We start from the raw sequence: 19,508 nt of genomic DNA on the forward strand, positions 1-19,508 counted from the left end.
ACTCCCCGAGGGAGAACTTCCGCATGTCCGAGCAGCAACTGCCCGCCTGGGCCGATCCATCCGTCTCCCCCGCCGCGCTGGACCCGCAGGGCATGTCACGGCGCGGGCTGCTGCGCAGCGCCGGCCTGTTCGGGGCGGCCTTCGCGGTCGGCTCGCTCGCCACGCCCGCGACGGCCGACTCCCGGCGCCTCGGCGGCGACGACCCGCGCCTCGCCTATCTCGTCGGCGACCACCACGTCCACTCCGTGTACAGCCACGACGCGAAGTACACGTTCTCCCAGCTCGCCCAGGCGAGCGCGAAGTACGGCCTGGACTGGATGGTCTTCAACGAGCACTCCAACTTCGGGCACGCCAACTACGGCGCCCAGCTGGAGCACCAGGAGATCCTGAAGGCGCGCGCCGAGAACCCGCGTCAGCTGATCTTCCAGGGTCTGGAGTGGTACATACCGGGCGCCGAGCACGCCACGGTCTTCGCGGCACCCGGCCGGCACGAGGTGGATCTGCTCACGAAGTTCGAACTCGCCTACGACGGCAAGCTGCTGGGCTACACGGCGGGCTCGCCGACCAGCCCCGACACGGCCCGCAACGAGGCCCACGCGGTCAAGGCCGTCAAGTGGCTCGCGGAGCAACGCCGCACCGGTTTCGTCGACGACGTGCTCGTCCTCGCCAACCACCCCACGCGCCTGGGCATCGACTCCCCGCACGAGATACGGGGCTGGCGGGACGCGGCGCCCGAGATCATGATCGGCATGGAGGGCGCGCCCGGCGCCCAGGGCGGCGGCATCCCCGGCTGGGTCGGCTCGGGCCAGCAGCGCGGCGAGTACACCAACAAGCCGTCCGAGAACTCCTTCGCCGGCTACCCGGAGAACGCGTACGTCCTGTACGGCGGTTTCGACTGGATGACGGCGACCGTCGGCGGCATGTGGGACGCGATGCTCGCCGAGGGCAGGCTGTTCACCATCACCACCAACTCCGATGTGCACCGCGTCGTCTTCGACACCTGGAAGAACGGCGACTGGGCGCCCGGGCAGAACTTCGACAACACCGGGCACGTTCCCGACCCGGTGAACACCGCCTCCCAGCAGCCGGGCGGCGACTTCTGGCCCGGCCAGTTCAGCCGCACCCATGTGGGTGTGACCCGCTACGGCTACCGCGCCGTGATGGCGGGCCTGCGCGCGGGCCGCGTCTGGCTCGACCACGGGCACCTGCTCGACGGGCTCGACGTCCGGGTGAAGCGGGACTGCGACCACGGTCCGGGTGTCACCATGGGTGGCCGGATCCGCGTCCGCAAGGGCGAGAAGCTCACCCTGTCGGTCACCGTGACGACCGCCTCGCGCGCCAACCCCCATGGAATCCTGCCGGAGTTGGCGCACGTCGACGTGATCCGCGGCGCGGTGCGCGGCCCGGCCGCCGACCGCGACGACTGGCGCGCGCCCGACACCAAGGTCGTCCGCACGGTGGACGTGAGCGGCCGCACGGGCACGTACACCCTGCGCATCCCACTGGTCGCCGGTGACGAGTCCTTCTACGTACGGCTGCGCGGCAGCGACGGCAACCGCAACGGTACGGGCTACCTGGGCGCCTCGATCGACCCGCACGGCCCGATTCCGCACGTGCCCGGAAACGGTGACCCGTGGGTCGACACGTGGTTCTACGCGAACCCCGTGTTCGTCGACGTGGTGGGCGGCCGGTAGGGAGAACAGCCGTCTGACGTGGACCGTCAGGCGTAGAAGCGCGACAGGCTCTGGAGGACGGCGGCGGGCTTCCCGCCGCCGTCGATCTCCACCGTCCCGTCGACGGCGATCTGCACCCCGCCCGGCACGTCCTCGACCGAGGCGAGCCGCGCGACCAGCCGGATGCGCGAGCCGACCTTCACCGGGGCGGGGAAACGCACCTTGTTCAGACCGTAGTTGACCTTCGTCGACACGCCCTCGACCTCCAGCAGCTCGGTGAAGAGCGGGATGAAGAGGGAGAGGGTCAGATAGCCGTGCGCGATGGGCGCGCCGAAGGGGCCCCCGGCGGCCTTCTCCGGGTCGACATGGATCCACTGGTGGTCGCCGGTGGCGTCGGCGAAGGTGTTGATCCGCTCCTGGGTGACCTCGATCCACTCGCTGGTGCCGAGGTCGCCGCCGGCGAGCTTCTTGAGCTCGTCGAGACCGTTCACGGTGATGCTCATGTGTACTTCCTTGCTTACGAGTCGGTGGTGCCGTACCGCGTACGGACACGGGTCTTGAGGAGCTTTCCGGAGGCGGTGCGCGGGAGTTCGTCCACGACGACCACCGACTTCGGGATCTTGTACTTGGCGAGGCGTCCGGCGAGCGAGGCGATGACCTCGTCCGGGTCGAGCTCGACTCCCTCGCGGGGAACGACGACCGCGCGCGGCACCTCGCCCCACTTGTCGTCGGCGACGCCGATGACGGCGCACTCGACGATGCCGGGGTGACCGAGGAGCAGGTCCTCGATCTCGGCGGGGTAGATGTTCTCTCCGCCCGAGATGATCATGTCCTTGATACGGTCGACGATGAAGACATAGCCGTCCTCGTCGACCCGGGCGGCGTCCCCGCTGCGGAACCAGCCGTCGGCGAACACCGCGGCCGTCTCCTCGGGCAGTCCCCAGTACCCGGGCATGACGTGCGGCCCGCGGACGACCACCTCGCCGGTCTCCCCGATGTCGACCGGCGTGAAGTCGGGCCGTACGACCCGCACATCGCTGAAGAAGTGCGGCACGCCCGCCGAGCCCGCTTTGCCGACCGCGTGTTCCGCGTCCAGGAAGAGGGTGCCGGGCGAGGCCTCGGTCATGCCGTAACCCTGGAGGAAGGTGAGCCCGCGCTCCTGGTAGGCGGCGATGAGCGGGGTCGGTACGGGTGAGCCGCCGCAGGTGAGGATGCGCAGCGAGGACAGGTCGGCGTCGGCCCACCGGGGATGACGGGCCACCTGCTCGAACATGGTCGGCACCCCGAACATGAAGGTGATCCGGTGCCGTTCGATCAGGTCGAGGGTGGCCGCCGGATCGAAGGACTCGACCAGGACACAGGCGCCGCCCTTGAGCAGCACCGGCAGGGTCAGCATGTTCAGCCCGGCCGTGTGGAACAACGGGGCGGACACCAGGGCGCGTTCGTCGGCGGTCAGGTCGTGGTCGACGAGGACGTTGACCGCGTTCCAGATCAGATTTCCGTGGGTGAGCATCGCGCCCTTGGGGCGGCCCGTCGTGCCCGAGGTGTACATGATGATGCACATGTCGTCGGCGGTGACGGGCTGGTCGATCGGTTCCTCGGCGGCTTGGTCGATCAACTCCTCGTACCGGGAGCCGACTTCGACGAACGTCCGGACGTGCGCGTTGCCCGGCAGCCCCGCGACGAGTCCGGCCGTCGAGGGCGCGTACACGAGGACCTTGGCGCCCGAGTCGCTGAGCTGGTAGGCGATCTCGGGTCCGGCGAGGCGGGGGTTGAGCGGCACGAAGACCGCGCCGAGCGTGCCCGCCGCGAAGAGGGTTTCGAGGTAGGCGGGGTGGTTGGGGCCGAGATAGGCGATACGGTCGCCGCGGCGCACGCCGAGCGCGCGCAGCGCGTGGGCGAGGCGGGTGGTGCGGGCGTACAGCCCGGCATAACTGACGGTGGTGTCGCCGTGGATCAGGGCGGTGCGGTGCGGGGTCTTGCGGGCCCGGCGTGCGGGCCACGACCCCAGTCCCTCATTGCGCATCTGTGGCCCCTTACGGTGTCAGCCCGAGCAGCCGGGCGGCGTTCTCCTTGAGGATCTTCGGCTTGACCTCGTCCTTGATCGTCAGCTTGTCGAAGTCGGCGAGCCAGCGGTCGGGGGTGAGGACGGGGTAGTCGGAGCCGAAGAGCACCTTGTCCTTGAGCAGCGTGTTGGCGTACTGCACGAGCTGCGGCGGGAAGTACTTGGGCGACCAGCCGGACAGGTCGATGTGCACACCCGGTTTGTGGGTGGCGACGGCCAGCGCCTCGTCCTGCCAGGGGAAGGAGGGGTGCGCCAGAATGATCTTGAGGTGCGGGAAGTCGGCTGCCACGTCGTCCACGTGCAGGGGGTTGGAGTACTTCAGCCGGATGCCGCCGCCGCCCGGAACCCCGGCCCCGATCCCCGTCTGCCCGGTGTGGAAGAGGGCGATGGTGCCGGTCTCCTCGATCACCTCGTACAGCTCGTACGCCACCGATCTGTCGTTGGGGAAGAAGCCCTGGATGCTGGGGTGGAACTTGAAGCCCTTCACCCCGTACTCCTCGACCAGTCGGCGGGCCTGCTTGACGCCCGCCCTGCCGCGGAAGGGGTCGATGGAGGCGAAGGGGATCAGCACGTCCGGGTTCGCGGCGGCGGCCTCGGCCACCTCCTCGTTCGGGACGGGCGCGGTGCCGGTGGCGGACTCGGCGTCCACCGTGAAGATCACGGCGGCCATCTTCCGCTCGCGGTAGTAGACGGCCGTCTCCTCCAGGGTGGGCTTCCGTTTGCCCTCGACCTTGAAGTAGGCGCTGGAGGCTTCGTGCAGATCGTCGTCGAGCGAGGCGTGGCCCTTCGAGGACACCTCCGCGTGGGTGTGGACGTCGATCGCGACGAGTTCGTTCAGGTCCATCACGCCTCCGGAAGCTTCGGCGCGGGGATCCCGACGGTCTGCGGCTCGGCGCCGACCGACGTGGCCCAGGCGTCGGCCAGGGTGTCGGGGGTCCAGCCGCCGTCCGCGTACGCCGCCCTGACCTCCTGCGGGTGCGACCAGAGTGCCACCTTGTCGCCGCCGATGCCGATGGCCTGGCCGGTGACCCCGCGGGCGGCGTCGGAGGCGAGGAAGGGGACGAGGGCGGCACAGTCCTCGGGGGTGCCGAAGCCCTCGCCCTTGCGGAGGAAGTCGGGCAGCGGCTCCCCGTTTCGCATGGCCTCGGCGTACGGGGCGAAGGCGGGGATGGTCTCGGTCATCGCGGTGGCGGCGACCGGCACGATCGCGTTGACGGTGATGCCCGCGCGGCCCAGCTCCATCGACCAGGTACGGGCCATGGCGGCGATGCCCGCCTTCGCGGCGGCGTAGTTCGTCTGGCCGAAGTTCCCGCGCTGTCCGGCCGGCGAGCCGACCAGGATCAGCGAGCCGCCCTCGCCCTGCTCGCGCATGCGCACGGCGGCGGCGCGGGCACAGGTGAAGGTGCCCTTCAGATGCGTGGTGATCACCGCGTCGAAGTCCTCGTCGGTCATCTTCCACAGCACCTTGTCACGCAGGATGCCCGCGTTGGTGACCAGGATGTCGAGCCGTCCGAACTGCTCCACCGCACGGGCGACGAGCCGGTCGGCCGCCTCGGTGGTGCCGACCGGGACCACCTCGGCCACGGCCTTGCCGCCCGCGGCGGTGATGGACTTCACGGCCTGCTCGGCCACGGCCTCGTCGACGTCGTTGACGACCACGCAGGCGCCGACGGCCGCGAGGGCGTGCGCGTAGGCCAGGCCGAGGCCACGGCCGCTGCCGGTGACGACGGCCACCTTGCCGGTGAGATCGATGCTGGGCACGAGGGGGTCCCTTCGACGCTGAGGGTCCAGAGCGCGGCGTGCGAGGCCGAGCTGCGGCTACGAGATCGAAGCTAAGGACAATAATTGTTGACGTCAATAGTTGTTGCCGACTCATCCGTGCGGCATGCTGTGTGGAGTACGGCGCGATGCTGTACGCAGTACGGCATGCCGTACCCGGCACGAAGAACCGCCCCGCCCGGGGCCCGGCCCAGGGAGCCCGTCATCACAGGCCAGCAGCACGCCACCAGCCCGGCCACCGGCCCCGCCCCCATCGACGCCCAGGAGCCGTGGATGCGCGGACTGCACGCCGACACCGGCTATCTGCTGTACCGGCTGGGCCTTCGCTCCGGGCAGCTGTTCAACACCTTCCTCCAGGAGTCGGGGCTGCGGCTGCGCCACTACGCGCTGCTGCGCTTCCTTGCCACCTCCGAGGGAGCGCTCCAGCGGGAGCTGAGCTCGCGGCTCGGCTACGACCCGAGCGCGATCGTCGGACTCGTCGACGACCTGGAGAAGCTCGGTTTCGCCGAGCGCCGCCCGTCGCCGGACGACCGCCGCAGCCGGATCGTCGTGCTCACGGACGACGGCCGGGCGTTCCTGCGCGACACGGACGAGGCGGGCCTGCGCGTCACGAACGACCTGCTCCAGCCGCTCGCCCCCGCCGAGCGGGACGCCCTGCACACGCTCCTGCAACGGGTCGCGGAAGCCGAACTGAGCTCATGACCACGCTGTCCGCGCCCGACCGTCTGCTCGCCGTGCTCGCCGCCTTCGACCACCAGCACCCGGCACTCTCCCTGACGGGAATCAGCCGCCGGGCCGGACTGACCCTCACCACCGCGCACCGGCTGGTGGGTGCCCTCACCGACTGGGGAGCGCTGGAGCGGGACGCGGACGGCGTCTACCACGTGGGCCTGCGCCTCTGGGAGATCGCGGCCCTCGCACCCCGTGGCCTGGCCCTCCGCCAGATCGCGCTGCCGTACCTGGAGGACCTGTACGAGGCCACGCACGAGAACGTGCAGATGGCGGTCCGCGACGGCTCCGAGGTCGTCTACATCGAGTGGATCTCCGGACGCTCCGCGGTCGGTGTACGCATCCAGGTGGGCGCCCGCTGGCCCCTGCACGCGACGGGCGTGGGCCTCGCGCTGCTGGCCCACGGCGATTCCGCGTCCCAAGAGGCCTACTGTTCGGGGCCGTTGGCCGCGTTCACCCCGCACACCCTCACCGACGGGGCCCGCCTGCGCCGCGCGCTCGCCGAAGTCCGCCGCACCGGCGTGGCGGTGAGCAGCCGTCAGGTCACCGACGACGCCCTGTCGGTCGCCGCTCCGGTGCGCGAGGCGGGCGGCACGGTGGTCGCGGCGGTCTCCGTCGTGGTCCCCGAACACGAGGCCCAGGTACCGGCGTTGATCCCGGCGGTACGGCTGGCGGCGCGGGGGATCTCCCGCGCCCTGGGGTGGCAGCCGCAGACACGGACCGAGCCGGGCACCTGAGGCTCCCGGGGCGCGGCCCCGCCCCGCGGCGACGAATCCGCCGCGGAGGTTCAGCTGCCCGACGGCTTGCCCTACGTGTGCGCGGAGAGGCCGGACTCGTTGATCGCGTTCACGGCGGTGAGCACCTCGCCCACCTCCGCGCCACCGTAACCGGACGCACCGAGCGCGAGAAGCCCGTTGAAGTTGAAAGCCGGGTCCTTGAAGAGGGTCATCGCCCCGGGTGCGGCCATGCTCGCCCGGGCCGAGGCCGACGCCCTGGGGCCGGAGGTGAACACCTCCGCGGGCTCCGCGTCCGACGAGGTGCAGCCGGCGGCCGGCAGGGCCCCGGCACCACCGACGAGCCCGGTCAGCGCGGTACGGCGGGTGGAGCCGGACTCGCGGTCACGCGATACATGGGTCACGTCGGCCGAACGTACGAGCCACGCCTCCTCGCCCCTGTCCACGGCACTCGCCGTTCCCTCGAACGGCGCCTCGCGCATTGCCGTACGCCGTTTCTTCAGGCCGATTCTCAGGTCCTCTTCACGCAAGTCTCAGACGGAAGACCCGGGTTTCAAAGAATCACCCCAGGAAGGCGGCGCAGGATGCACCAGCAGACGTGATGGTCATCCAGGAAAGGCGTGCCGTGGGCTTCGCGAAGAATTCGAACCGGTCCGAGCGGCGGACGGCGAACCGGTCCGAGCGGCAGGCCTGGTCGCGGCGCGGGGTGCTGGCCGCCCTCGGCGTCGTGCCGGCCGTGGGCATCCTCGCGGGCTGCAGCGGCTCGGCGGACGCCTCGGAGGGAACGGACGCGAAGGCGGAGGCGACGGCGGGCGCGAGCACAAAAGCCGAGGTCAAGACCCCGACCGTGACCGTCACCCCGGCCGACGGCACGAAGAAGGCCGGTTTCACGGACCCGGTCGAGGTCACCGTCAGCGCCGGCACGCTCGCGAGCGTCGAGGTCAGCGGAAACGACGGCTCCACCCTGGCCGGATCCTTCAATGACGCCCGTACGAAATGGACGTCCGCGAAAAACCCTTACTCGGGCACCAAATACACGGTCACGGCCACGCCGAAGGGCGCCGCCGCACAGAGCGCGAGCTTCGTCACCAAGCAGCCCTCGGAAACGTTCGTGGGTTACTTCACGCCCGAGGCGAATTCGACCTCCGGTGTCGGCATGCCCGTGTCGATCAACTTCACCGAGGCCGTGAAAGACCGGGCCGCCGTGGAAAAGGCGATCACGGTGACGGCGGAGCCCGCGGTCGAGGTGGTCGGCCACTGGTTCAGCGACACTCGGCTCGACTTCCGGCCCGAGGAGTACTGGGCCGCGGGCACGAAGATCACTCTGAGCCTGCGTCTGAAGGACGTCGAGGGTAGGACCGGCGTCTACGGCACCCAGTCCAAGGACGTCACCTTCCACATCGGCCGCCGCCAGATCAGCACGGTCGACCTGGCGAAGAAGACCATGACCGTCGAGCGCGACGGCTCCACCCTCGCCACCTACCCGGTGAGCGGCGGCGACGCCGACCACACCACCTGGTCCGGGATCATGGTGATCAGCGAACGGTTCAAGCAGACCCGGATGGAGTCCTCGACCGTCGGGCTCGGCGACGAGTACGACATCTCGGACGTCCCGCACGCCCAGCGCCTGACCACCTCCGGCACCTTCATCCACGGCAACTACTGGGCCTCGACCTCGGTGTTCGGCTCCGTCAACACCAGCCACGGATGTGTCGGTCTGCACGACGCCAAGGGAGCGGACGACAGCTCCGTGCCGGGCTACAAGTTCTACGCCAGTTCGATGCTCGGCGATGTCGTCGTCGTCAAGAACTCGGGCGAGAAGACCGTCGAGGCGTCCAACGGCCTCAACGGCTGGAACCTGTCCTGGTCGGACTGGAAGGCGGGGAGCGCCCTCTAGGTCCTGTCCGGCGGATCAGGTCGCAGGAAACGGGCGGTGCCTCATCGACGCCGGTGAGCGGGGCTTGGTGCGTGCAGCCGCAAGGCGGAGGAGGGAGTCGACGCGGAGCGATGGGGGTCCCTCTCTGCTCGAGCGAAGTCGAGAGCTTGGGGGAGAGTGACGACAACGCGGCAGATGTGCGTGCCAAACCCCACGTCTGCGGCATGATCCGCCGGACAGGCCCCAGGCAGGGCCCCGTGCATCCCACTCTTCATTGCATGAACTCCCGTACAGGGAAAGGAGTTTCTCGGCTTTACCTCTTGACGCTCGGAGTGACAGAGAGCACATTGGCCGCGCACCTTGCTTGAGAGCGCTCTCAGCAGCATCCGCGCACCCCCACTCCGTACCGAAGAGGCATTCATGAGTGAACCCTCCGGCACACCTGTCAGACGCGGCCCCCTGCGGCGCGTCATCCTGGCAGCGGTCGGCACACTGTCCCTGGCCGTGGCCGCGGTCCTCCCCGCGAACGCGTCCGCGCCCACTCCCCCGGCCGGCTGGTCCCAGGTCTTCGTCGACGACTTCAACGGGGCGGCCGGCTCCGGCGTCAACACCTCCAACTGGCAGTACGACACCGGCACCAGCTATCCGGGCGGCGCCGCCAACTGGGGCACCGGTGAGGTCGAGACGATGACCTCAAGCACCAACAACGTGGCGCTCGACGGCAACGGCAACCTTTTGATCACCCCGCGCCGGGACGCCTCGGGCAACTGGACCTCGGGCCGTATCGAGACCACCCGCACCGACTTCCAGCCGCCCGCGGGCGGCAAACTCCGCGTCGAGGCGCGCCTCCAGATGCCGAACGTGACCGGCGCCGCCGCCAAGGGCTACTGGCCCGCCTTCTGGACGCTGGGCGCGCCCTACCGCGGCAACTACCAGAACTGGCCGAGCGTCGGCGAGCTGGACATCATGGAGAACGTCCAGGGCCTCAACACCGAGTGGGCCACCATGCACTGCGGCACCAACCCGGGCGGCCCGTGCAACGAGACCAGCGGCATCGGCGGCAACACCCCGTGCGCCGGCACCACGTGTCAGGCCGGCTTCCACACCTACGCCATGGAGTGGGACCGCTCGACGAGCCCCGAGGAGATCCGCTTCTACCTCGACGGCGTCAACTTCCACACGGTCAAGGCGAACCAGGTCGACGCGACCACCTGGGCGAACGCCACCAACCACGGATACTTCGTCATCCTGAACGTGGCGATGGGCGGCGGTTTCCCCGACGCGTTCGGCGGCGGTCCGGACAGCGGCACCGAGCCCGGCCACCCGCTGGTCGTGGACTACGTCCAGGTGCTGCAGGCCAGTGGGAGCGGTACCACACCGCCTCCGACCGGCAACCGTGACGCCTACAGCGCCATCCAGGCCGAGTCGTACGACAGCCAGTCGGGCACCAGCACCGAGACCACCACGGACACCGGGGGCGGCCAGGACATCGGCTCGCTCGCAAGCGGTGACTGGGCGCTCTACAAGGGCGTCAACTTCGGCTCCACGGCGGCCACGCAGTTCTACGCGCGGGTCGCGAGCGGTGCGGCGAGCGGGGTCAGCGGTCTGGTCGAGGTGCGCCTCGACAGCCGTACGAGCACCCCCATCGGCAGTTTCGCGGTGGGCAACACCGGCGGCTGGCAGAGCTGGCGGACGGTCCCGGCCAACATCACCGGCGTCACCGGCACCCATGACGTCTATCTGACCTTCACCAGCGGCCAGCCGGCCGACTTCGTGAACGTCAACTGGTTCGACTTCGGCCACTGACGAGGAGGCTCCCCGGCGAGCGGTACGAGGAGCGAAGGGGCGGGCCCGCGGGCCCGCCCCTTTTCTTCGGCACGGACCCTTTTCGCCTCTTCCTCGGCACGGACCCTTCTCGTCGGGACGGACTCAGCGCAGCTCCGCCCGGAACACCACCGGGCTCGTCCCCGTGTGCTGGTGGAAGAACTTGGAGAAGTTCGCCGAGTCGGGGAAGCCCACGGCGACGCCGATGCGGCCGATGGGCATCTCCGTGTGGGCCAAAAGCCGTTTGGCCTCCAGGACCACCCGCTTGTCGATGAATCCCTTCGGGGTCTCACCGGTGGCCGCGCGCACCGCGCGGACCAGGGTGCGGCGGGAGTAGCCGAGGGCGTCGGCGTACGCGCTGACGCTGTGGTTGGTGGCGAAGTCCTTCTCGACCGCGTCCCGGAAGCGCGTGAAGGTGGTGTCGGTCTGCTCGCGGGCCGCTTCGGCGGAGCTGGCCGCGAGATGGGCGAGGCGCAGCAGGAACGCGGTGAGGGAGTGCCGCAGCACCGCGGTGTGCAGACTGAGCGGCAGCGTGGTGGTGTCGACGTACTCGCGTTCGAGCTGGGTGAGCGAGTGCTCCAGGGCGGCCAGTTGGGCGGCGCCGGGGCGCAGCAGCGGCCGCTGGTCGTAGCGGTAGAGACCGGTCGCCTCGACGGTCGCGCGCGGCAGGAAACCGGGCTGCATGATCAGGACGGTGCCGCGGTAGCGGTCGGTGCGGGAGAACCGGTGCACCTGACCGGGGCGGATCCACAGGATGTCGCCGGCGGACGCCTCGTACTCGGCGAAGTCGATCATGTGTCTGACCGGGCCCTCGTGAAAGAGCATCACGACGTGGAAGTCGATCCGGTGCACGCGTTCCAGCGGGGCGTCGACGTGCCAGACACGCCCGGTCCCCATCGCGCCGACCTGCATACCGACGCCGGACAGGCTCAGATCGACCGGGAAGGGGAAGGTCCTGATCCCGTCCTGGGTCCCGCCTTCGCCCCCTGCACCGCCTTGGGTGGTTCTGTCTGCCATGTCCCTCTCGCGTCGACTCGCTCCAGCACTCCGTGTCCCACTTTCACCGAAGGCTGACACACGGGCACCTTCCCCGGCAAAAGTCAGACTTTTACTTTTGAAGGCGTTCCACCAGAGATTCCAGATCCAGTGAGGACTTCTTGAAGATGAGTGCGCAGAGCCCCGACGGCTTCGAATGGACCGAGCTCGACCGGCGGGCCGTCGACACCGCCCGCATCCTGGCCGCTGATGCCGTACAGAAGGTCGGCAACGGCCACCCGGGCACCGCGATGAGCCTGGCCCCGGCCGCGTACACGATCTTTCAGAAGGTGATGCGACACGACCCCGCCGACCCGGAGTGGACCGGCCGCGACCGGTTCGTCCTGTCCCCCGGTCACACCTCGCTGACCCTTTACACGCAGCTCTTCCTCTCCGGCTACGAGCTTGGGCTGGACGATCTGAAGGCGTTCCGCACGCACGGTTCGAAGACGCCGGGGCACCCCGAGTACGGGCACACCGCGGGTGTGGAGACGACGACCGGTCCGCTGGGGCAGGGTGTCGCGAACGCGGTGGGCATGGCGATGGCCGCCCGCTACGAGCGTGGTCTGTTCGACCCGGAGACGCCGGAGGGTGAGTCGCCCTTCGACCACACCATCTGGGGCATCGTCTCGGACGGTGACCTGGAGGAGGGCATCTCCGCCGAGGCCTCGTCCCTCGCGGGCCACCAGAAGCTGGGCAACCTGGTCTTCGTCTACGACGACAACCACATCTCCATCGAGGGCGACACCGCCACCGCGTTCTCCGAGGACGTGCTGGGGCGCTACGAGGCGTACGGCTGGCACGTGCAGCGCATCGAGCCCTCGGCCGACGGCGACATCGACGTCCGCGCGCTGTACACGGCGCTGAAGTCGGCGCAGGCGGAGACCGGACGGCCCTCGATCATCGCGATGCGCACGATCATCGCCTGGCCCGCGCCGAACGCCCGCAACACCGAGGCCTCGCACGGCTCGGCGCTGGGCGCGGACGAGGTCGCCGCCACCAAGCGTCTGCTGGGCTTCGACGCGGAGAAGTCCTTCGAGGTCGCGGGCGAGGTCCTCGCCCACGCCCGCCAGGCCCTGGACCGGGGTGCCGAGGCGCACGCCGCCTGGGACAAGCACATCGCCGAGTGGCGCACCGCGCAGCCCGAGCGGGCCAGGCTGTTCGACCGGATCGTCGCCGGCCAGCTTCCCGAGGGCTGGCAGGAGAAGCTCCCGGTGTTCGAGGCGGGCACGTCCGTCGCCACCCGCGCCGCCTCCGGCAAGGTCCTTCAGGCGCTGGGCGCGGTGATCCCCGAGCTGTGGGGCGGCTCGGCCGACCTGGCCGGCTCGAACAACACCACCATCGACAAGACGTCCTCCTTCCTGCCGAAGGGCAACCCGCTGCCGGAGGCCGACCCGTACGGCCGTACCGTCCACTTCGGCATCCGCGAGCACTCCATGGCCGCGGAGATGAACGGCATCGCCCTGCACGGCAACACCCGCATCTACGGGGGCACCTTCCTGGTCTTCTCCGACTACATGCGCAACGCCGTACGTCTGTCCGCGCTGATGCAGCTCCCCGTCACCTACGTGTGGACGCACGACTCCATCGGTCTGGGCGAGGACGGCCCGACCCACCAGCCCGTCGAACACCTGGCCTCGCTGCGCGCCATCCCGGGCCTGAACATCGTCCGCCCGGCCGACGCCAACGAGACCGCGATCGCCTGGGCCGAGATCCTCAAGCGGCACGCCACCAACCCCGCCCCGCACGGCCTGGCCCTGACCCGCCAGGGCGTCCCCACCTACGAGGCCAACTCCGAGGCCGCCAAGGGTGGTTACGTGCTGCGTGACTCCTCCACCGAGACGCCCGACCTGGTCCTGATCGCCACCGGCTCCGAGGTCCACCTCGCCGTCGAGGCGCGTGAGCTGCTGGAGGCCGAGGGGATCGGCACCCGGGTCGTGTCGATGCCGTCCGTGGAGTGGTTCGAGGAGCAGTCCCCGGAGTACCGGGCGAGCGTCCTTCCACCGTCCGTGAAGGCCCGCGTGGCGGTTGAGGCGGGCATCGGTCTGACCTGGTACCGGTACGTGGGTGACGCAGGACGCATCATTTCGCTCGAACACTTCGGCGCTTCCGCCGACGCCAACACCCTGTTCGCCGAGTTCGGTTTCACCGCCGAGAACGTCGTCGCCGCCGCCCGGGCTGTGCTTAATTCAACGACTGGCCTCGCCGCCGCCCGCGGTTGATCCGATCGCACGAAGGAAGATGATCACTGTGACCGAAGCAACCGCGACCGCGGTAACCCTGAAGCGCCTCTCCGACGAAGGCGTCTCCATCTGGCTGGACGACCTCTCCCGCAAGCGCATCGCCTCCGGCAACCTCGCCGAACTCGTCGAGACCAGGCACGTGGTGGGCGTCACCACCAACCCCTCCATCTTCCAGGCCGCCATCGGCTCCGGTGAGGGGTACGAGGAGCAGCTCGCCGACCTGGCCGAGCGCGGCGTGACGGTCGACGAGGCCGTGCGGATGATGACCACGGCCGACGTCCGCGCCGCCGCCGACATCCTGCGCCCGGTGTACGACGCCACCGCCGGCCGTGACGGCCGGGTCTCCATCGAGGTCGACCCGCGCCTCGCCCACAACACGAGGGCGACCGTCGCCGAGGCCAAGCAGCTCGCCTGGCTCGTCGACCGCCCGAACGTGATGGTCAAGATCCCGGCGACGAAGGCCGGTCTCCCGGCGATCACCGAGGTCATCGGCCTCGGTATCAGCGTCAACGTCACGCTGATCTTCTCGCTGGAGCGCTACCGCGAGGTCATGGACGCCTACCTGGCGGGCCTGGAGAAGGCCAAGGCGGCGGGCACCGACCTCGCCACCATCCACTCCGTCGCCTCCTTCTTCGTCTCCCGCGTCGACAGCGAGATCGACAAGCGGCTGACGAAGGTCGGGACCGATGAGGCCCTCGCTCTCAAGGGCAGGGCGGCGCTCGCCAACGCGCGGCTCGCCTACGAGGCGTACGAAGAGGTGTTCGCCTCCGCCCGCTGGACCGCGCTCGCTCCGGCCGGCGCCAACAAGCAGCGCCCGCTGTGGGCCTCGACGGGCGTCAAGGACCCCTCGTACAAGGACACGCTGTACGTCGACGAGTTGGTCGCGCCGGGCACGGTCAACACCATGCCGGAGGCGACGCTCAACGCCACGGCCGACCACGGTGACATCCACGGCGACGCGGTGACCGGCGGCTACGCCCAGGCGCGCGCCGACCTGGCCGCCGTGGAAGGGCTCGGGATCTCCTACGACGAGGTGGTCGGCCTGCTGGAGGACGAGGGCGTCTCGAAGTTCGAGGCGGCCTGGGAGGATCTGCTCGACGCGGTCGCGACCTCGCTGAGCAGCAAGGGAGTTGAGGGGGAATGACCGAGCGTACTGTGCCTTCCCGGGGGGCAACCCCCGGGCCCCCGGCCGAAAAAGCAGGTCCGACGAGTCAGCCGGAGCGTGCTCGTGAGGTGGACTCCAGTGAAGCGCTTCGGGACGGTACCCCGCAGGATGCGGCCACCACGCCGGAGGGATCTGGTGACACGACCGTGGAACCGGTGGGTGTGAAGCCGGACGGTGTGAAGCAGGTTGATGTGAAGGCTGTCGACGTGAAGGCCGAGGCCAAGAGCAACGGCCCCGTTCCGGTGGCGGAATGGGAGAACCCGCTCCGTGACCCCCGTGACCGCCGCCTCCCCCGTATCGCGGGTCCCTCGGGCCTCGTCATCTTCGGTGTCACCGGCGACCTGTCCCGCAAGAAGCTGATGCCGGCCGTCTACGACCTCGCCAACCGCGGTCTGCTGCCGCCGGGCTTCTCGCTCGTCGGGTTCGCCCGCCGCGACTGGGAGGACGAGGACTTCGCGCAGATCGTGCACGACTCGGTGAAGGAACACGCGCGCACCCCGTTCCGGGAGGAGGTCTGGCAGCAGCTCGCCGAGGGCATGCGGTTCATCCCGGGCACCTTCGACGACGACACGGCGTTCAAGCAACTGCGCTCCGCCATCGAGGAGCTGGACGCGGCCCGGGGCACCAGCGGCAACTACGCGTTCTACCTCTCCGTACCCCCGAAGTTCTTCCCGAAGGTCGTCCAGCAGCTCAAGAAGCACGGGCTCGCGAGCCCGCCTGAGGGTTCCTGGCGGCGTGCGGTCATCGAGAAGCCGTTCGGCCACGACCTGGAGAGCGCACGCGAGCTGAACGCGCTCGTGCACGACGTGTTCGACCCGGAGCAGGTCTTCCGCATCGACCACTACCTCGGCAAGGAGACCGTCCAGAACATCCTGGCGCTCCGCTTCGCCAACCAGATGTACGAGCCGATCTGGAACCGGTCGTACGTCGACCACGTGCAGATCACCATGGCGGAGGACATCGGCATCGGCGGCCGGGCCGGCTACTACGACGGCATCGGTTCGGCCCGTGACGTGATCCAGAACCACCTGCTCCAGCTGATGGCGCTGACCGCCATGGAGGAGCCGATCGCCTTCGACGCAGAGTCGCTGCTGACCGAGAAGCTCAAGGTCCTCAAGTCGGTGAAGCTGCCGGAGAACCTGGGCGAGCACACCGTGCGCGGCCAGTACGCGGCGGCCTGGCAGGGCGGCGAGAAGGTGCGCGGCTATCTGCAGGAGGAGGGCATCGACCCCAAGTCGACGACCGACACCTACGCGGCCGTCAAGCTGGAGGTCGACAACCGCCGCTGGGCGGGCGTCCCCTTCTATCTGCGCACCGGCAAGCGCCTTGGCCGGCGGGTGACGGAGATCGCGGTGGTCTTCCAGCGCGCCCCGCACTCCCCGTTCGACTCGACCGCCACCGAGGAGCTCGGCCAGAACGCGATCGTCATCCGCGTCCAGCCCGACGAGGGCATGACGGTGCGCTTCGGATCGAAGGTCCCGGGTACGTCGATGGAGATCCGGGACGTCACGATGGACTTCGCCTACGGCGAGTCGTTCACCGAGTCCAGCCCGGAGGCGTACGAACGGCTGATTCTGGATGTCCTGCTCGGCGATGCCAATCTCTTCCCCCGTCACCAGGAGGTGGAAGAGTCCTGGAAGGTCCTCGACCCGATCGAGGAGTACTGGGAGACCCATGGCAAGCCCGCGCAGTACCCCTCGGGCAGCTGGGGTCCGAAGGAAGCCGACGAGATGCTCGCACGAGACGGACGGAGCTGGCGCAGGCCATGAAGATCGACCTGACCGACACCACGGCAAGCAAGATCAACAAGGCGCTCGTGCAGGGGCGCCGCGCCATCGGCACCCCCGCCGTGGGCATGGTCCTGACGATGGTCATCGTCACCGACGAAGAGAACGCGTACGACTCGATCAAGGCCGCCGAGGAGGCCTCGCGCGAGCACCCCTCGCGCACCCTGGTCGTCATCAAGCGGCACGCCCGCACCCCGCGCGACCGCACCAACTCGCGCCTCGACGCCGAGGTCCGGGTGGGCGCCGACTCAGGCGCCGGTGAGACCGTCGTGCTGCGGACCTACGGAGAGGTGTCCGACCACGCCGACTCCGTGGTCCTGCCACTGCTGCTGCCGGACGCGCCCGTCGTCGTCTGGTGGCCGGTGGACGCCCCCGAGGTACCGGCCAAGGACCCGTTGGGCGCCCTCGCGCAGCGCAGGATCACCGACATGTACGCCGTCGAGTCGCCGCTCACGGCCCTGGAGGCCCGCGTCAACTCGTACGCGCCGGGCGACACCGACCTGGCGTGGACCCGGCTGACGCCCTGGCGCTCGATGCTGGCCGCCGCGCTCGACCAGGCCCGTACGAAGGTGATCTCGGCCGCCGTCGAGAGCGAGGCCGACAACCCGAGCGCCGAGCTGCTCGCCCGCTGGCTGGGTGCCCGGCTCGACGTGCCGGTCGAGCGGGTCGTCACCGCCGGTCCGGTGGTGACCGCGGTGCGGCTCGGCACGGAGAACGGCGAGATCGTGATCGACCGGCCCGAGGGGCCGCTGGCCACGCTGTCGCTGCCCGGGCAGCCCTCCCGCACCCTCGCGCTGAAGGTGCGCAGCACTTCCGAGCTGATCGCCGAGGAACTGCGCCGCCTCGACGCGGACGAGATGTACGCCGTCGCCCTGCGGGGCGAGGGCGGCACCAAGGAGACCCCCCGTCATGTCTGACTCCCCCAAGCTCACGCGGCGTCCGGAGTGGGTGGCCCTGGAGGACCACCGCGCGGACGGTCTGCTCCACCCGCGGCTGCGTGAGCTGTTCGCCGCCGATCCCGCCCGCGCGGAGCGCTATGTCGTGCGGGTCGGCGATCTGCGGATCGACTACTCCAAGCACCTGATCACGGACGAGACCCTCGCCCTCCTCCAGGAACTGGCCACCGCCACCGACGTGTTCGGGCTGCGGGACGCGATGTTCCGCGGCGAGAGGATCAACGTCACCGAGGACCGGGCGGTGCTGCACACCGCGCTGCGGTCCCCGCGGAACGCGGTGATCGAGGTCGACGGCGAGAACGTCGTCCCTGGCGTGCACGCCGTGCTCGACAAGATGGCCGACTTCGCCGAGCGGGTCCGCGCCGGCGAGTGGACCGGTCACACGGGTCGTCCCATCCGCAATGTCGTCAACATCGGTATCGGCGGCTCCGACCTCGGTCCGGCGATGGCCTACGAGGCGCTGCGCGCCTTCACGGACCGTTCGCTGACCGTGCGGTTCGTGTCGAACGTGGACGGCGCCGATCTGCACGAGGCCGTCCGCGACCTCGACCCGGCCGAGACGCTGTTCGTCATCGCCTCGAAGACGTTCACCACGATCGAGACGATCACCAACGCGACCTCGGCGCGGACCTGGCTGCTCGCCGCGCTGGAAGATGGGGGCACCTCCCGCTCGAGCGAAGTCGAGAGTGGGGGAGAGAAGGCGGTCGCCAAGCACTTCGTGGCGCTGTCGACGAACGCCGGCAAGGTGTCGGACTTCGGTATCGACACGGCCAACATGTTCGGGTTCTGGGACTGGGTCGGCGGACGCTACTCCTTCGACTCGGCGATCGGCCTGTCGCTGATGATCGCGATCGGCCCGGACCGGTTCCGGGAGCTGCTCGACGGGTTCAGGATCGTCGACGAACACTTCCGTACGGCTCCCGCCGAGGCCAACGCGCCTTTGTTGCTCGGCCTGTTGGGTGTCTGGTACGGCAACTTCTTCGACGCCCAGTCGCACGCCGTACTGCCGTACTCGCACTACCTGTCCAAGTTCACCGCCTATCTGCAGCAGCTGGACATGGAGTCCAACGGCAAGTCGGTGGACCGCGACGGCAACCCGGTGGAGTGGCAGACCGGTCCGGTGGTGTGGGGCACGCCCGGCACCAACGGGCAGCACGCCTACTACCAGCTCATCCACCAGGGCACGAAGCTGATCCCGGCCGACTTCATCGGCTTCGCCAACCCGGTGGACGAGCTGGAGCCCGAACTCGCCGCCCAGCACGACCTGTTGATGGCGAACTTCTTCGCGCAGACCCAGGCCCTCGCCTTCGGCAAGACGCCCGACGAGGTGCGCGCCGAGGGCGTGCCCGAGGAACTGGTCCCGCACAAGACGTTCAAAGGCAACCACCCGACGACGACGATCCTCGCGAGCGAGCTGACGCCGTCGGTCCTCGGCCAGCTCATCGCCCTCTACGAGCACAAGGTCTTCGTCCAGGGCGCGATCTGGAACATCGACTCCTTCGACCAGTGGGGAGTCGAGCTCGGCAAGGTCCTCGCCAAGCGCGTCGAACCCGCGCTCACCGAAGGCTCCGACGTGCCCGGCCTCGACCCCTCCACCGCCGCCCTCGTGGCCGCGTACCGCACCCTCCGAAAGAAGTGACTG

16 protein-coding genes are annotated in these 19,508 nt (G+C 69.6%); 10 read left to right on the forward strand and 6 right to left on the reverse strand.

Annotation, left to right across the window (positions count from 1 at the left end; translation table 11 throughout):
- Positions 1–23: 23 nt before the first annotated feature.
- The gene (locus ACFVWD_RS08125) at positions 24–1,694 is read left to right on the forward strand and encodes a PHP domain-containing protein (RefSeq protein ID WP_389594495.1); all 1,671 of its coding nucleotides are present in this window, start codon (positions 24–26) and stop codon (positions 1,692–1,694) included.
- Between the two features lie 26 nt (positions 1,695–1,720).
- On the opposite strand, the gene ACFVWD_RS08130 is transcribed toward ACFVWD_RS08125, so the two are convergent.
- From ACFVWD_RS08130 to ACFVWD_RS08145, 4 genes are read right to left on the reverse strand one after another with little or no spacing between them, the layout of a single operon-like run.
- A complete protein-coding gene (locus tag ACFVWD_RS08130; RefSeq protein ID WP_101402031.1) occupies positions 1,721–2,176 on the reverse strand; it encodes a MaoC family dehydratase in 456 nt (151 codons plus the stop codon).
- A 14-nt stretch (positions 2,177–2,190) separates the two neighbouring features.
- Positions 2,191–3,699, reverse strand: a complete 1,509-nt coding sequence (gene menE / locus ACFVWD_RS08135; protein ID WP_389594496.1) for an o-succinylbenzoate--CoA ligase — start codon at positions 3,697–3,699, stop codon at positions 2,191–2,193.
- Between the two features lie 10 nt (positions 3,700–3,709).
- On the reverse strand, positions 3,710–4,582 hold the full coding sequence (locus ACFVWD_RS08140) for an amidohydrolase family protein (RefSeq protein ID WP_389594497.1): 873 nt from the start codon (positions 4,580–4,582) through the stop codon (positions 3,710–3,712).
- Positions 4,582–5,499 (reverse strand): SDR family NAD(P)-dependent oxidoreductase, encoded by a 918-nt coding sequence (locus ACFVWD_RS08145; protein ID WP_389594498.1) that lies wholly within the window; start codon positions 5,497–5,499, stop codon positions 4,582–4,584. Before ACFVWD_RS08145 ends, ACFVWD_RS08140 begins: the two co-directional genes overlap by 1 nt.
- Before the next feature lie 165 nt (positions 5,500–5,664).
- On the opposite strand from ACFVWD_RS08145, the gene ACFVWD_RS08150 reads away from it, so the two are divergent.
- Together ACFVWD_RS08150 and ACFVWD_RS08155 are read left to right on the forward strand one after the other, a co-directional pair.
- Positions 5,665–6,219 (forward strand): MarR family winged helix-turn-helix transcriptional regulator, encoded by a 555-nt coding sequence (locus tag ACFVWD_RS08150; RefSeq protein ID WP_389594499.1) that lies wholly within the window; start codon positions 5,665–5,667, stop codon positions 6,217–6,219.
- Positions 6,216–6,983 carry an IclR family transcriptional regulator gene (locus ACFVWD_RS08155; protein ID WP_389594500.1) on the forward strand — a complete coding sequence of 256 codons (768 nt, stop codon included), beginning with the start codon at positions 6,216–6,218 and terminating at the stop codon, positions 6,981–6,983. The genes ACFVWD_RS08150 and ACFVWD_RS08155 overlap by 4 nt, the downstream gene beginning before the upstream one ends.
- Before the next feature lie 71 nt (positions 6,984–7,054).
- Here the strand turns inward: ACFVWD_RS08155 and ACFVWD_RS08160 are convergent, their stop codons facing one another.
- The gene (locus tag ACFVWD_RS08160; protein ID WP_389594501.1) at positions 7,055–7,510 is read right to left on the reverse strand and encodes a hypothetical protein; all 456 of its coding nucleotides are present in this window, start codon (positions 7,508–7,510) and stop codon (positions 7,055–7,057) included.
- A 71-nt stretch (positions 7,511–7,581) separates the two neighbouring features.
- Here ACFVWD_RS08160 and ACFVWD_RS08165 point away from each other — a divergent pair, with 71 nt between their 5' ends.
- Positions 7,582–8,877 carry an Ig-like domain-containing protein gene (locus ACFVWD_RS08165; RefSeq protein ID WP_389594502.1) on the forward strand — a complete coding sequence of 432 codons (1,296 nt, stop codon included), beginning with the start codon at positions 7,582–7,584 and terminating at the stop codon, positions 8,875–8,877.
- Positions 8,878–9,276: 399 nt separating this feature from the next.
- Positions 9,277–10,662, forward strand: coding sequence for a glycoside hydrolase family 16 protein (locus tag ACFVWD_RS08170; protein WP_168497913.1), 1,386 nt, complete (start codon positions 9,277–9,279; stop codon positions 10,660–10,662).
- A 123-nt stretch (positions 10,663–10,785) separates the two neighbouring features.
- On the opposite strand, the gene ACFVWD_RS08175 is transcribed toward ACFVWD_RS08170, so the two are convergent.
- Positions 10,786–11,697: an AraC family transcriptional regulator gene (locus ACFVWD_RS08175; RefSeq protein ID WP_389594503.1), complete on the reverse strand. Its 912-nt coding sequence runs from the start codon at positions 11,695–11,697 to the stop codon at positions 10,786–10,788.
- Positions 11,698–11,843: 146 nt separating this feature from the next.
- Here ACFVWD_RS08175 and tkt point away from each other — a divergent pair, with 146 nt between their 5' ends.
- From tkt to pgi, 5 genes are all read left to right on the forward strand, one after another.
- Complete coding sequence (gene tkt / locus ACFVWD_RS08180; RefSeq protein ID WP_389594504.1) at positions 11,844–13,937, forward strand: transketolase; 2,094 nt, start codon at positions 11,844–11,846, stop codon at positions 13,935–13,937.
- A 19-nt stretch (positions 13,938–13,956) separates the two neighbouring features.
- Positions 13,957–15,102, forward strand: coding sequence for a transaldolase (gene tal / locus ACFVWD_RS08185; RefSeq protein WP_389594505.1), 1,146 nt, complete (start codon positions 13,957–13,959; stop codon positions 15,100–15,102).
- Between the two features lie 212 nt (positions 15,103–15,314).
- Positions 15,315–16,892, forward strand: a complete 1,578-nt coding sequence (gene zwf / locus ACFVWD_RS08190; RefSeq protein WP_389594543.1) for a glucose-6-phosphate dehydrogenase — start codon at positions 15,315–15,317, stop codon at positions 16,890–16,892.
- Positions 16,889–17,827, forward strand: a complete 939-nt coding sequence (gene opcA / locus ACFVWD_RS08195; RefSeq protein ID WP_389594506.1) for a glucose-6-phosphate dehydrogenase assembly protein OpcA — start codon at positions 16,889–16,891, stop codon at positions 17,825–17,827. The genes zwf and opcA overlap by 4 nt, the downstream gene beginning before the upstream one ends.
- Positions 17,820–19,505 (forward strand): glucose-6-phosphate isomerase, encoded by a 1,686-nt coding sequence (gene pgi / locus ACFVWD_RS08200; RefSeq protein WP_389594507.1) that lies wholly within the window; start codon positions 17,820–17,822, stop codon positions 19,503–19,505. Before opcA ends, pgi begins: the two co-directional genes overlap by 8 nt.
- Positions 19,506–19,508 lie beyond the last annotated feature (3 nt).

Source organism: Streptomyces sp. NPDC058086, from assembly GCF_042885015.1.
In the GTDB taxonomy this organism is placed as follows: domain Bacteria; phylum Actinomycetota; class Actinomycetes; order Streptomycetales; family Streptomycetaceae; genus Streptomyces.

Coding starts and splice junctions, on each gene's coding strand:
- pgi (WP_389594507.1), top strand. CDS start 17,820: ATGTCTGACTCCCCCAAGCTCACGCGGCGTCCGGAGTGGGTGGCCCTG.
- ACFVWD_RS08175 (WP_389594503.1), bottom strand. CDS start 11,697: ATGGCAGACAGAACCACCCAAGGCGGTGCAGGGGGCGAAGGCGGGACC.
- tal (WP_389594505.1), top strand. CDS start 13,957: ATGATCACTGTGACCGAAGCAACCGCGACCGCGGTAACCCTGAAGCGC.
- ACFVWD_RS08130 (WP_101402031.1), bottom strand. CDS start 2,176: ATGAGCATCACCGTGAACGGTCTCGACGAGCTCAAGAAGCTCGCCGGC.
- ACFVWD_RS08170 (WP_168497913.1), top strand. CDS start 9,277: ATGAGTGAACCCTCCGGCACACCTGTCAGACGCGGCCCCCTGCGGCGC.
- ACFVWD_RS08140 (WP_389594497.1), bottom strand. CDS start 4,582: ATGGACCTGAACGAACTCGTCGCGATCGACGTCCACACCCACGCGGAG.
- opcA (WP_389594506.1), top strand. CDS start 16,889: ATGAAGATCGACCTGACCGACACCACGGCAAGCAAGATCAACAAGGCG.
- ACFVWD_RS08165 (WP_389594502.1), top strand. CDS start 7,582: ATGGTCATCCAGGAAAGGCGTGCCGTGGGCTTCGCGAAGAATTCGAAC.
- ACFVWD_RS08125 (WP_389594495.1), top strand. CDS start 24: ATGTCCGAGCAGCAACTGCCCGCCTGGGCCGATCCATCCGTCTCCCCC.
- tkt (WP_389594504.1), top strand. CDS start 11,844: ATGAGTGCGCAGAGCCCCGACGGCTTCGAATGGACCGAGCTCGACCGG.
- ACFVWD_RS08155 (WP_389594500.1), top strand. CDS start 6,216: ATGACCACGCTGTCCGCGCCCGACCGTCTGCTCGCCGTGCTCGCCGCC.
- menE (WP_389594496.1), bottom strand. CDS start 3,699: ATGCGCAATGAGGGACTGGGGTCGTGGCCCGCACGCCGGGCCCGCAAG.
- ACFVWD_RS08150 (WP_389594499.1), top strand. CDS start 5,665: ATGCCGTACCCGGCACGAAGAACCGCCCCGCCCGGGGCCCGGCCCAGG.